12 protein-coding genes are annotated in these 11974 nt (G+C 71.7%); 4 read left to right on the forward strand and 8 right to left on the reverse strand.

Features of this window, described 5'->3' with window-relative positions; genetic code table 11:
• Positions 1 to 45 precede the first annotated feature (45 nt).
• The 5 genes from aroC to ACQPYK_RS34105 form a co-directional block, all read right to left on the reverse strand.
• Positions 46 to 1224 (reverse strand): chorismate synthase, encoded by a 1179-nt coding sequence (aroC, locus tag ACQPYK_RS34085; RefSeq protein WP_433240224.1) that lies wholly within the window; start codon positions 1222 to 1224, stop codon positions 46 to 48.
• Positions 1225 to 1282: 58 nt separating this feature from the next.
• A complete protein-coding gene (locus tag ACQPYK_RS34090; protein ID WP_433240227.1) occupies positions 1283 to 1537 on the reverse strand; it encodes a hypothetical protein in 255 nt (84 codons plus the stop codon).
• A gap of 84 nt (positions 1538 to 1621) precedes the next feature.
• The gene (locus tag ACQPYK_RS34095; protein ID WP_433240230.1) at positions 1622 to 2437 is read right to left on the reverse strand and encodes a prepilin peptidase; all 816 of its coding nucleotides are present in this window, start codon (positions 2435 to 2437) and stop codon (positions 1622 to 1624) included.
• Positions 2434 to 2625 carry a hypothetical protein gene (locus ACQPYK_RS34100; RefSeq protein WP_433240233.1) on the reverse strand — a complete coding sequence of 64 codons (192 nt, stop codon included), beginning with the start codon at positions 2623 to 2625 and terminating at the stop codon, positions 2434 to 2436. The genes ACQPYK_RS34095 and ACQPYK_RS34100 overlap by 4 nt, the downstream gene beginning before the upstream one ends.
• Before the next feature lie 215 nt (positions 2626 to 2840).
• Entirely contained in the window at positions 2841 to 3395 is a 555-nt protein-coding gene (locus ACQPYK_RS34105; RefSeq protein WP_433240236.1) for an SseB family protein, read from the reverse strand.
• 146 nt (positions 3396 to 3541) lie between these two features.
• On the opposite strand from ACQPYK_RS34105, the gene ACQPYK_RS34110 reads away from it, so the two are divergent.
• Positions 3542 to 3775 carry a hypothetical protein gene (locus ACQPYK_RS34110; RefSeq protein WP_433240239.1) on the forward strand — a complete coding sequence of 78 codons (234 nt, stop codon included), beginning with the start codon at positions 3542 to 3544 and terminating at the stop codon, positions 3773 to 3775.
• Between the two features lie 166 nt (positions 3776 to 3941).
• On the opposite strand, the gene ACQPYK_RS34115 is transcribed toward ACQPYK_RS34110, so the two are convergent.
• A complete protein-coding gene (locus ACQPYK_RS34115; RefSeq protein WP_433240242.1) occupies positions 3942 to 5033 on the reverse strand; it encodes a ring-opening amidohydrolase in 1092 nt (363 codons plus the stop codon).
• A 26-nt stretch (positions 5034 to 5059) separates the two neighbouring features.
• A complete protein-coding gene (locus ACQPYK_RS34120) occupies positions 5060 to 5968 on the reverse strand; it encodes a carbamate kinase (protein ID WP_433240245.1) in 909 nt (302 codons plus the stop codon).
• A 484-nt stretch (positions 5969 to 6452) separates the two neighbouring features.
• Here ACQPYK_RS34120 and ACQPYK_RS34125 point away from each other — a divergent pair, with 484 nt between their 5' ends.
• The 3 genes from ACQPYK_RS34125 to ACQPYK_RS34135 all read left to right on the forward strand — a co-directional run bounded on the left by ACQPYK_RS34125 (position 6453) and on the right by ACQPYK_RS34135 (position 11118).
• Entirely contained in the window at positions 6453 to 7832 is a 1380-nt protein-coding gene (locus ACQPYK_RS34125; RefSeq protein ID WP_433240248.1) for a glycosyltransferase family 2 protein, read from the forward strand.
• A 153-nt stretch (positions 7833 to 7985) separates the two neighbouring features.
• Positions 7986 to 10040 (forward strand): acyltransferase family protein, encoded by a 2055-nt coding sequence (locus ACQPYK_RS34130; RefSeq protein WP_433240251.1) that lies wholly within the window; start codon positions 7986 to 7988, stop codon positions 10038 to 10040.
• Positions 10041 to 10227: 187 nt separating this feature from the next.
• Positions 10228 to 11118, forward strand: coding sequence for an esterase/lipase family protein (locus ACQPYK_RS34135; protein ID WP_433240254.1), 891 nt, complete (start codon positions 10228 to 10230; stop codon positions 11116 to 11118).
• 118 nt (positions 11119 to 11236) lie between these two features.
• Here the strand turns inward: ACQPYK_RS34135 and ACQPYK_RS34140 are convergent, their stop codons facing one another.
• Entirely contained in the window at positions 11237 to 11971 is a 735-nt protein-coding gene (locus ACQPYK_RS34140; RefSeq protein ID WP_433240257.1) for a thioesterase II family protein, read from the reverse strand.
• Between the last annotated feature and the right edge of the window lie 3 nt (positions 11972 to 11974).

Here is an 11974-nt window from a genome sequence, read left to right on the forward strand (position 1 = left end):
CCTCTAGCGGCTCGCCGGTCCGGGAGCCGAATCCGCTCCGCCCGCTCATTTGATCACCATCGACGAAAGGTAGCCGGACAGGTTGCGGGCGACTTCCTCGACGGAGTCGCCACCGAACTTCTCGATCGCGGCGTCGGCGAGGACCAGCGCGACCATCGCCTCGGCGACGATCGCGGCGGCCGGGACAGCGCACACGTCGGAGCGCTCGTGGTGGGCCTTGGCCGCCTCACCGGTCAGCACGTCGATGGTGGCCAGCGCCCGCGGCACGGTGGAGATCGGCTTCATCGCCGCGCTGACGCGCAACGGCTCGCCGTTGGTCATACCGCCCTCGACGCCACCCGCCCGGTTGGTCATGCGGCGCACGCCGTCGGCGGTGTTCTCGATCTCGTCGTGGGCCTGGGAGCCGGGACGGCGGGCGGTCTCGAACCCGTCGCCGACGGCGACGCCCTTGATGGCCTGGATGCCCATCAGGGCGGCGGCGAGGCGGGCGTCGAGGCGACGGTCCCAGTGGGTGTAGCTGCCCAGCCCCGGCGGCAGGCCATAGGCGAGCACCTCGACGACGCCGCCGAGGGTGTCGCCCTCCTTGTGCGCCTTGTCGATCTCGGCGACCATCGCGGCGCTGCCGGCCGGATCCGCGCAGCGCACCGGGTCGGCGTCGACCGCGGCCATGTCGTTGGGGCCCGGGACGACGCCCTGCGTGCTGCGTGCCTCGCCGATCGAGACGACGTGGCTGACGATGTCGACGCCGAGCGCCTGCTTGAGGAAGTTCTTGGCGACCTGGCCGAGCGCGACACGGGCGGCCGTCTCGCGGGCACTGGCCCGATCGAGCACCGGCCGGGCGTCGTCGAAGCCGTACTTCTGCATGCCGGCGAGGTCGGCGTGGCCTGGGCGGGGGCGGGAACGCGGCGCGTTACGGGCCTGTCCTTCCAGCAGCGCCGGATCCACCGGATCGGCCGCCATGACGGTCTCCCATTTGGGCCACTCGGTGTTGCCCACGCGAACGGCGACGGGGCTGCCGAGCGTGCGGCCGTGCCGCACGCCGCCCACGACGTTCACCACGTCCTGCTCGAACTTCATCCGGGCACCCCGGCCATAGCCCAGGCGACGCCTCGCCAGGGCTTCATCGATATCGGCCGTGGTCACCTCCACCCCTGCGGGCAGGCCTTCCAGGATCGCGACGAGCTCGGGGCCGTGGGACTCTCCGGCGGTCAACCAGCGCAACATGGTGACAAGTCTTCCATGTGCCGCCCACTGGAATGGCCTCAGCTCACCAGGTGAGACGTCACTCGGCGAGTCCGGCGGTGGCCTCGCGATACGCTTCGGCCGATTTGCGCAGGAAGTCGAGTATGACGTGGAGCTGCTCGTCGGTGTGGGTGGCGTGGAGCTCCCCCAGGCGCTGGACGAAGTCGTCGGACAGCGCGCCGAACCCGGCGATGCCGTCGTGTCCGATCTCCACGATGACCCGGTGTCGATCCCGGGTGTCGCGCGTGCGCCGGACGAAGCCCTTACGCTCCGGCCGGTCGATCAGCCCGCTCACCGAGACCGAGACCGAGACCGGAACCGTAACCGGGACCGGAACCCGCGAGACGCCGGTCGGGGGTCGAGGCCTGGAGATCATCGGTCAGAGACCGGTGAGAATGACCGCGAAGGCTCCCGCGACCATGAAGGGGCCGAAGGGGATCTCGCTCTTGCGGCCCGCGCGGCGCAGGACCATCAGGGCGACCCCGTAGAGGCCGCCGGCCACGAAGCCCAGGAAGGCTCCGGCGACCACGGCGTCCCAGCCCAGCCAGCCGAGCGCGGTGCCGAGGCTCGCCGCGAGCTTGACGTCGCCCAGCCCCATGCCCGCCGGATTGATCAGGAACAGCACCAGGTAGAAGGCCGCCAGGGCGAGACCGCCCAGCCCGGCCCTGAGCAGGTCGTCGAACCGGCCCTCCAGCAGGGCGGTCACCGCGAGCAGGACGACGGTCCCGAGATAGGAGGCGAGGGTGAGCCGGTCGGGCAGCCGGTGAACGGCCGCGTCGACGAAGACCAGCACGACGGCGATCACCGCCAACCAGGCGTAGGCGGCGAACTCGCCCACCGAGCCGGCCGGTGCGACGCCGGGACGGGCGGGAGAGACGGCGCGCAGGGCGAGGGCGGCCAGCGCCAGTGCGGTGAGGAGTTCCACCGCCAGCGGCGGCGGACCGATCCGGCCGATCCGCCCGGAACACCGGGGGCAGCGTGCGGCGGACAGCCCGGCGGACAGCGAGATGAACGGCACCGCGGGCGGCGCTGCGGGCGGCGAGGCAGGTGGCACCGCGGACGGCGATGCGCCGCAGCGCGGGCAGTCCCGCCGGGGCGGCTCGGACCCGATCGTGGAGTGCCTGACGACCAGGGGCCGCGTCCAGAATCCGGCCACCGCTCCGGCGGCGGCGGCCACGATCGGCAGAAGGCTCACCGCGCCTCCTCGACCGGCGGCGCCCATGAGACGCCGTCCCCACCCGCCCATCCGCCGTGCTCGTCGCGCTCGTGCTCGTCGTGCTCGTGCTCGTCGTGCTCGTGCTCGTGCTCGTCGTGCTCGTGCTCGTCGTGCTCGTGCTCGTCGTGCTCGTGCTCGTCGTGCTCGTGCTCGTCGTGCTCGTCCACGGGCCGACCATAATCCGTGCGGGGCCCCACTGTCCCGGGGAAGCCGGGTACGGAGAGCCTCCCTCCTGGGGAGCGCATGGCGTCCCGGGCGCCGCGTAAGGCCCTGTGGATCCCGGGGTGGATCCCGGGGCCCTCGGGAAACCGCACGGGCCTTGAGAGGCGGGCGGAGATCAACGTCTCCGGGAAGCCGGGTGGAGCCCGGTGCCGCCCGGCGGTCAGCCCCGCCTGCGGAACGGCCAGCCGAACCGCCGTCGCGGGGAGGCCGGAGCGGCCTGTTCCATCCGCGCCACGGTCACCTCCGGCCCCAGCTGGTCGACGGTGTCGGACTCGACCGCGGCGAACGCCCGCAGGACTCCCCCCTCGATCACGAAAGGCACCGGGCCCGCCACATCGACCACCACCGCGGCCGCGTCCTCGTGCACCGCCGCCTGGCAGACCTGGAGGGTGGTCGCCTGGATGGGCCGGGCGTCGGGGCGCCAGAGCCGCAGCGACTCGGCGCCGGTGAAGGCGAGCACCGCCTCGCGCCCGTCCTTGCCGACGAGCTTCGGCAGAGCCATCTCGCTCTCCTTCTCCTGCCGCAACCCGTGCGTCCCCACCTCGGACTCCGTCAACAGAGCCACCACCGGGACGAGCAGGCGGGCCCCGCCCAGCGCGGTTATCACCGCGCCGGCGTCGGCCGTACCGGCGGAGAAGGCCGCGAGCGCGGAGGCGACGGAGGCGTCGGCGCTGCCGTCATCGTCGGGGACCAGGGGCTGAGGAATGCTCGGCACGATTCCGGAGCCTACCCGCGACCGGCGGGCGAGGAGGAACTCCGGGATGGGAGTCCCAGAGAAACCGGGACACCAGGCCCATGCCCGCGGGCCCGGAGCCGGGGCACGATGCTCTCGCCAAGGAGTCCGGACGAAAGGAGCACCTCATGCCGGAGACGGTCGAGCGTGGACGGCGCCCCGGGCAGCCCGCAGAGCCGCATCGGATGTGTGAGCCCACTGAGCCCCGTGAACTCGCTGAACCCCGTGAACCCCGTGAACCCCGTGAGCCCGCTGAGCCCCGTGAGCCCGCTGAGCTCCGGATGGCGCGCGCGGCCCGTTACGCGGTCGAAGCGCTGTTCTTCGCCGCGACCCTCGGGGTCGTCTACGCGCTGTGGGGCTGACCTCCCGGCGCGGTGTGGCCGCGCCGGGCGGTCCGGCGACCGGGCCGCGCACCCTCTCCGGCCCGGACGGTACGCCCCCGTGGGGCGACCTGGCGAGACCGGCCGGAGGCCCCCTCGCCGTCGGACGGTACGGCCCGCGCGGGCCGGCCGTGGTGCGCGGAGCGGATCAGCCGAGGTCGGCGATGGCGGCCACCGGGCCGCCGCCGCTGGGGCCCTGGTGGACCGCGGCGACCGAGACGAAGACGGCCGGGTCGCCGGTGACGCTGGCCGCGACGCCGCCGACGGTGGCCTTGATCTGGCGGTGCCAGTGCACGTCGGAGTCGTCGAGCATGATGTTGCGCCGGCCGCGGACGCTGCCCGACGGATCGGCCTCGCACTTCATGAAGACGTTGACCAGCCTGTCGCCCAGGTCGGACGGGTGGGGCCGGTCGGGCAGGTCGATGCCGCTCGCGCGGATCGCCTCCCAGATGCCGTCGGCGTCCAGGGCGTCCTTCATGACAGAGTGGCCGATCCGGTAACGTCCGCCGATGCCGCGCACGTTGCCGACGACCACGATCTGCGCACGGTCCAGCTCGACGCCCGAGGAGCAGGACGCCACGGAGGAATACAGCGACAGGTCGCGGTGGATCTGCTCGGCCGTGGGCGTCTCGATCTCGCCGAGGGCGACCGCGACGCCGAGCGCGGTGGTGGAGTTGGAGATGTCCATGGACGGGCCGGTGTCCTCGATGACCACGTCCTTGCCCCGGGACTTGGCGTCGTTGATGGTGGCCAGGGTCAGCAGGGGCGTCTTGGTCTGGACGTAGTGGACGTCGGCGGGATCGTCGATCCCGGCGATCTTCATGGCCTCGTGCACCCCGGCCGCGACCTTCTCCACCATGGCGGGACGACCGATGTCCTCCGGGAGGATGACGTCGCTCATCGCGATGCCGACGCTGACGCGTGGCTCGTCGCTCGGCTCGGCGTTCGCCGTGGTGGCGAAGATCGTCGCGTGCGGGCTCAGCACGCCGTCGGTGCCGCCGGACCACACCAGCGGGACGCTCTCGGGAGACGGGTGCCCCTTGGCGGCGAGCACCTCGCGGAAGGCGCGGTCGGCCAGGATGCGGGTGTAGTCGTTCACCCCGCCGTTGCCCTCGGTCTTGCCGATCACCGCGAGCACCCGGTGAGCCTCGATCACCCCGTCGTCGATGAGCCTGGTCAGCCCGGAGGCGTCGGTCACGCTCTCGATGGCCACTTTGCGCACTTCAATGGGTTCCGGCATTGCCGCCACCTTCCAATCGGTCATGTTCACTTTCGCACCACGGTGCCGGTCTGCCCGGTGACCGCCGCTCCGATGTCCTGGAGAGAGGTGATCACCGCTCGCTCCCCACCCTGCTCGACGAAGCGGAGCGCGGCCTCGACCTTCGGTCCCATGCTCCCTCCGGCGAAGTGGCCGGCCGCGTGCAACACGCGCAACTCGGCAACCGTGACGGGGCCGAGGGGCCGGGCGCGGGCCGTACCGAACTCCACCACGGCCCCGGGCACGTCGGTGGCGATCACCAGAACGGTGGCCCGCACGGCGCGCGCCAGCACCGCGGCGGCCAGGTCCTTGTCGATCACGGCTTCGACCCCGGTCAGCCGCCCGACGGCGTCGCGGGTCACGGGCACTCCCCCGCCGCCCGCCGCCACGACGGTGAATCCGGCGGCCACGAGTGCGGCCACCGCGGGCGCGTCGAGGATCTCCAGCGGCTCCGGGGAGGCCACCACCCTGCGCCAGCCCCGGTCGAACCGGCGCCAGGTCTGGCCGAGTCCCTCGAAACGCCGGGCCTCGGCCTCGGTGAAATAGCGGCCGATCGGCTTGACCGGGTCGTGGAAGGCAGGGTCGTCGGGGTCGACGAGCGTGCGGGTCACCACGGCCACGGCACGGCCGTCGAGGGCGTTCAGCACCAGTGTGCCGATCGTGGCCTGGGTCTGCGCGCCGCACCAGTCGAGCGGCACCGGGGGCACGACGTCTGCGGCGATCTGGTTCTTCAGGATCAGGTTGCCGACCTGGGGGCCGTTGCCGTGGGTGAGGGTCACCTGGTGACCGGCCGCGATCAGGGCGGTGACGTGGCGCATCGCCGCTTCGACCGCCCGGCGCTGGTCACCGGGCGAGGCGCTTCCGTCGGGGGCCGTCATCGCGTTGCCGCCGAGCGCGATCAGTACTCGTTCACCCACATGGCGACGCTAACGGCCGGCCCCGCCTCACTCATGGGCACTCTTCGCCCAAGGAAGAGCTGTTGTTCGGCAGAAATCCCTGAGTCGATCATCGATGATCACTGTGATCTGTGACACATCCGAAGGTCGGATGAATTGGACAAAAGGCTATTTACAGTAACGGCGATGAACATTTCACAGTATAGAATCTCGTTCAGTTAACGCGGTGTTTCATTTCCCCTCACCCCTCGCCGCGCACGGCACTGATAAGTTTGTTTACAGTTGGAGGCGCAATTGGCAGTGAATCGATCCGCGCGGCCGGGAAATCGAGGTCCTCCGCATGAAATCATTACTGGAAGCACCTTCCGACGAGGCTGTGCACCACCTTCCACAGCCGCCTTCGGACGAGGAGCTGAAGCTCTATTTCGGCCCGCAAAGGCGTTGGGTATTACTCTCCGCCCCCCTTTCATTGACATTCACCGCAGGGACGATTTTCCTTTTCTCGATGCGCCATCCCGCACTGTGGCCGTTTTTCGCCGCCCTGGTGCTCAACCTGGCCGGCTGGACGATGTCGTTCATCGACGGCCAGCGGCAGCGCCTCACCACCTGGGAGTCGCACGAACTGCTGGTGCGGTCCTGGCGGCCGGCGCGAGTCCCGGCCGTGGACGTGTTCCTGCCGACGCGCGGCGAACCCCTGGCGATCCTGGACAACACCTTCCGCCACCTGGCCGCCCTGCGCTGGAACGGTCCCGTCGTCGTGTGGGTGCTCGACGACGCCGCGCGCGCGGAGGTCGAAGACCTGGCGGGACGTCACGGCTTCCGCTACAGCTCCCGCCCCGACCTGGGTCGGCTGAAGAAAGCCGGAAACCTCAACCACGGCCTGTCGATCAGCTCCGGTGACGTCGTCGCGGTCTTCGACGCCGACTTCTGCCCGCGCCCGGACTTCCTGGCCCACCTGGTCCCCTATCTCGAAGATCCCCGGATCGCCGTGGCCCAGTCCCCGCAGTACTTCGACACCGCGCCGGACATGCCCTGGCTGCAGCGGGCCGCCGGAGCCGCGCAGGAGATGTTCTACCGGTGGCTGCAACCCTCCAGGGACGCCGACGGCGGCGCGATCTGCGTGGGCACGAACGTGGTCTACCGCCGCGCCACGCTGGAGGAGATCGGCGGCTTCCCGAAGATCGACCACAGCGAGGACATCCACACCAGCGTCGAGCTGATGAAGTACGGCTACCGCACCAAGTACGTGCCGGTGCTGCTGGCCAAGGGCCTGTCCCCGGACAACGTCGCCTCCTACATCGCCCAGCAGTACCGGTGGGCGATGGGCTGCATGACCCTGCTGTTCGACCGGCGCTTCCACCGCACGCCGATGCCATGGCGGGTGCGCGTGTCCTACTACAGCGGCTTCCTGAGCTACTTCGTCTCGGCCGTCAACATCGCGGCGGTGCCGTTGCCCGGCCTGATCATGCTCACCTTCTACCCCGAGGACGTCCGGGCCTGGCACATGATCCCCTTCGTGGGGCCGCTCTGGGTGGCGCTGGTGCTGCTCCCGGCGGTGTCGGTGAGCCGCTGGCGCTTCGAGGTGATCCGGGCGCAGACCCTCTACTCCTACTGTCACCTGGTCTCCATCGTGCACGCGGTGCGCGACCAGGCGGCGGCCTGGGTGCCGAGCGGCGCCGCCGCCGGCCGGAGCAGGCTGGTCTCCTCAATCAGCCGGACGGCCCTGGTATGGCTGAGCCTCACCACCGCCGCCACCTGGATCGGCATCGCCCTGCGCGCACCCGTCCACGGCTGGGACGACTACTGGGCGCTGACCCTCTTCGCGTGCGGCACCACCTACATCGTCCTTCCCCTCATCCGCGACCTGTGGAGGACCCTCCGTTGAACCACCGGCTCCGCTGGCCCGAGGCCCTGGCCATCACCGTCCTGCTCCTGCTGGGCGTCCTGCTCGCCTCCGGCCTCGCCGTACTCCCGCCGCTCCTCCCCTGATCCCCGCCGGCTTCCCCCGTCCTCTCCTGACTCCCAAGGAGCGACCGCTGTGACCCCGCGGTACCACCCCGGCTTCCGGCCGGACATCGAAGGCCTGCGAGCGGCGGCCGTCCTGGCCGTGCTGGGCTTCCACGCCACCGTTCCCGGCATGGCCGGAGGGTTCGTCGGGGTGGACGTGTTCTTCGTCATCTCCGGCTTCCTGATCACCGGCCTGCTGCTGCGCGACATCACCGCCGCCGGGCGCTTCTCCCTCGCCGAGTTCTACGCACGGCGGGCCAGGCGCCTGCTGCCGGCCGCCGGAGTCGTGCTGCTGGCCACGATCACGGGAGCCTGGGCGCTCCTGCCGCCCCTGCGCGGCGGCGACATCGCCGGCGACGTGATCGCCGCGGCCCTGTCCATCGCCAACTGGCGCTTCGTCGCCGGACAGACCGATTACCTGGCCGCCGAACACGACCCCAGTCCCCTGCTGCACTACTGGTCGCTGGCGGTCGAGGAGCAGTTCTACCTCCTGTGGGCGCCCCTGCTGCTGGTGCTGGCCCTGCTCGCCCGGCGTCTGGGCCGTAGCGCCGTCCCCGCCATCGCGGTCGCCGTCGTGGTGCTGACCTGCGCCTCCTTCGGCCTTTCCCGGTGGTGGACCGACCTCAGCCAGCCTCTCGCCTACCTCGCCTCCCCCTCACGGGCCTGGCAGTTCGGCGCCGGGGCCCTGGCCGCGCTGCTCATGCCGTACGCCTCGCGCCCGCACTCGCCGTCCCCCTCCGATCCCGGCCGCGACGCGCGCCGGGACGGACGGCGCCCCCGCCTCGTCACCAGGGCGCTCCTGGCGGCGCTCGGCCTGGCGGGAGCGGCGGCGATCGTCTGGGCGGTCGCGGCGTTCGACTCGGAGACCCGCTACCCCGGCACCGCGGCCCTGGTCCCCACACTCGGCGCGGTCGCGGTCATCCTGTTCCGCTCGCCCGTCTCGGCGGCTCTGTCGCTGCCCCCGATCCGGGTGCTCGGGCGCCTTTCCTTCTCCTGGTACCTGTGGCACTGGCCGGTCCTGGTCCTCGCCGAGGCCGCGCTCGGCCCCCAGACCTGGCCGGTACGGCTGGCGCTGGTCCTGGCCTCGGCCGCTCCCGCGGCGCTGACGACGACGCTGGTGGAGAACCCGCTGCGCCTGTCGGCGGTGGTGACCGCGCTGCCCAGGCGCGGCCTGGCCCTGGGCACCACCGCGATGACCGTCCCCGTCGCCGCCGCGCTGCTGCTCAACGGCGGAGCCGTGCAGGGCGCGGCCGTCACCCGGGCCACCGTGGCCGACGCCCCCGCCACCGGACCCGCCGCCGCGCCGGTCGCCGGGCTCCAGCCCCCACCCGCCCAGGCCCGGACCGACTTTCCCCGGTCGAACGGCTGTGAGATCGCGCTGACCGCGACGACCAGCCCCCCGTGCCGGTTCGGCGTCCCGGCGGCCGAGGACAGGATCGTCCTCATCGGCGACTCGCACGCGGGCCAGTGGTTCGCCGCCGCGGAGCGCATCGCCGTACGACGAGGGTGGGCCCTGGAGGTGCTGACCAAACCCGGCTGCCCGCTGCCCCGGCTCACGGTCGTCGACCAGCGGCTGGGACGGGAGTACCGCGAGTGCGACACCTGGCGCGAGTACGCGCTCGATCGGCTCGCAGCCGGACCGCCGCCCCGGCTGATCCTGATCGCCTCCCTCAACGCCTACGCGACCGACCGGGCCGCGCTGACCCGCGCCTGGGACTCCACCCTCGACCGGCTGACCCGGCTCGGCGCCCCGCTGGTCTACCTGCGCGACACTCCGCTGCCCGGCGAGGACGTGCCCGTCTGCCTGTCGGGCAGACCCGCCGGTGACTGCGCGTTCCCCCGCCGCCGCGGCCTGCGCCCCGACCCGCTGGCCGAGCAGATCGCCGCGGGCGAGCGCCCCGGCGTCCGCCTGCTGGACCTCACGCCCCTGCTGTGCCCGGGCACGGCCGGGACCTGCCCCGCGGCGCTCGACGGCATCGTGCTCTACCGCGACGGGGTGCACATCACCGACACCCTCGCGGTACGGCTCGCCCCCCGGATCGAGCAGGACCTCGAAGACCTCGACCTGATCCCCACGGTCCTGTGAGGACCCCGTGATCGTCCTTCCGGCCGGGTGCCCGGGGCCCGGCCGGAAGGACTCCTTCCGGTTCCACGGCGGGAGTTGTCCCGCGGTGCCAACTTCGGGGTGGGAACCGGCGCGGGCAGGTCATAGACCCCGGCCGGGATGACGGGAAAGGCTCGGCTTCCACGTCGTTTCCGTCAGGAGAGATCGAGTGGGTCGGCTCCGTCTTGGCCACATCGTCGTGATCGTCCTGTGCGTCGCGGCCGGGCTCGCGGTTCTCGTGCTCGCGGCCGGCATGCGGACGACCCGGGAGACGGCGCCCACAGCACCCACGGCGCCGAAGGCGGACATGGTCGCCCAGGCCAGAAGGATGGCCTCCGACGGGCTGGAGGACGCCAACGACTTCGGCTGCCGGCCCCGCGAGGGCTCGCCGTACCCGGTGATCCTGGTGCACGGCGCCAAGAGCACCGGGGCGGTGACCTGGCCGGTGGCGGCGCCGTACCTGAGCAAACAGGGATACTGCGTCTTCGCGCTCGACTACGGCTGGAGCAACTCGATCGAGGACTCGGCCCGGACACTGGGAATCTTCGTCGAGGGGGTGCTCCAGGCCACCGGGGCGAAGAAGGCGGCGATCGTCGGGCACAGCCTGGGCGGGATCGTGCCCCGGGCCTACATGCGGCTGGAAGGCGGCGCGGACAGGGTCGCCGAGCTGATCACCCTGGGCGCCCCGCACCAGGACCTGACCGAGGAACTGCGCAAGAGCTGCGGGTGGGAGACGGTCTGTGACGAGCTCCGCGCCGACTCGCCGCTGATGAAGAGGCTCGGCTCCCCCTCCATGGTGGAACCCGGGGTCGACTACACAGCCCTGGGGTTGAAGGCCGAGCAGGAGGCGGCCTCGACCTTCGTCGACGGGCCACGGGAGCAGGTCACCAACCGGATGCTCCAGGACGACTGCCCGCTCAAGGGGCTCGTCGAGGGGGCGCTCGGGCACAATCTGGAGACGCTGGACCCGGTGATGCTCTCCTACGTCAACAAGGCGCTGGAGCGCCCCGGACCATTGCCCGAGGGCTACCGTCCGGACTGCTTCGCGCTGATCCTCTGAACGGTCGTTCCCCGAGCGGCCCGAATCCGTTCGACGCTGTGAGCGGAAGCGCCGCCACCGCGAGGGTCCCGGCCCGAACGAACAGAGTTCGGCTCCGGCACGGCCGGGGTCGTCACCGTCACCCCAGGGCGCTCAACCTCCGGACGATCTCGGCGACCACCCGTTCCCGCTGCGGCTGCAGGTAGAAGTGGTCGCCGGGGAAGATCGTCAGGGAGAAGTCCGAGGCGGTGAGCGTCTCCCAGGATTTGGCCTGGGCCGGGGTGACCACCGGGTCGGCGTCGCCGACGAAGGCGGAGACAGGAGTACGCAGCGGAGGGCCGGGGCGGTGGCGGTGGTTCTCCAGCAGCCGGAAGTCACCGCGGACGTAGGGGAAGATGAGCTCGCGCATCGCGTGGTGGCTGAAGATCTCCAACTCTGTGCCGCCCAGCCGGGTCAGCTCGGCCAGGAGGCGGTCGTCGTCGTACTGCGAGACCTTGCGTCGCTCCCCGGCCTCGTGCGGCGGTACGGTTCCCGACACGAACAGTCTCACCGGGCCGATCCCCCGCGCCTCGAGCATGCGCGTGACCTCGTAGGCGACCACCGCGCCCATGCTGTGGCCGAACAGCGCGAAGCGCCGGTCCAGCAGCGGGAGCATCGCCTCGGTGATCGCGACGACCAGGGCGGCCAGGCTTTCCGGCATCGGCTCGCCGAACCGGTCGGCCCGGCCGGGCAGCTGCACGCCGTACAGCTCGGCCGACTCGGGCAGCGGCGCCGACCAGTCGCGGTAGGCCGTGGCCGATCCGCCCGCGTGCGCGAAGCAGATCAACCGCGTGGTCGCCCTCGGCCGGGGGTGGAAGGAGCGCAACCAGGTCACGCG

This window comes from Streptosporangium sp. CA-135522 (genome assembly GCF_050949235.1).
In the GTDB taxonomy this organism is placed as follows: domain Bacteria; phylum Actinomycetota; class Actinomycetes; order Streptosporangiales; family Streptosporangiaceae; genus Streptosporangium.

Excerpts from the sequence above, each read along its gene's own strand:
- aroC (WP_433240224.1), bottom strand. The coding sequence starts at position 1,224 with ATGTTGCGCTGGTTGACCGCCGGAGAGTCCCACGGCCCCGAGCTCGTC.
- ACQPYK_RS34110 (WP_433240239.1), top strand. The coding sequence starts at position 3,542 with ATGCCGGAGACGGTCGAGCGTGGACGGCGCCCCGGGCAGCCCGCAGAG.
- ACQPYK_RS34115 (WP_433240242.1), bottom strand. The coding sequence starts at position 5,033 with ATGCCGGAACCCATTGAAGTGCGCAAAGTGGCCATCGAGAGCGTGACC.
- ACQPYK_RS34125 (WP_433240248.1), top strand. The coding sequence starts at position 6,453 with ATGCGCCATCCCGCACTGTGGCCGTTTTTCGCCGCCCTGGTGCTCAAC.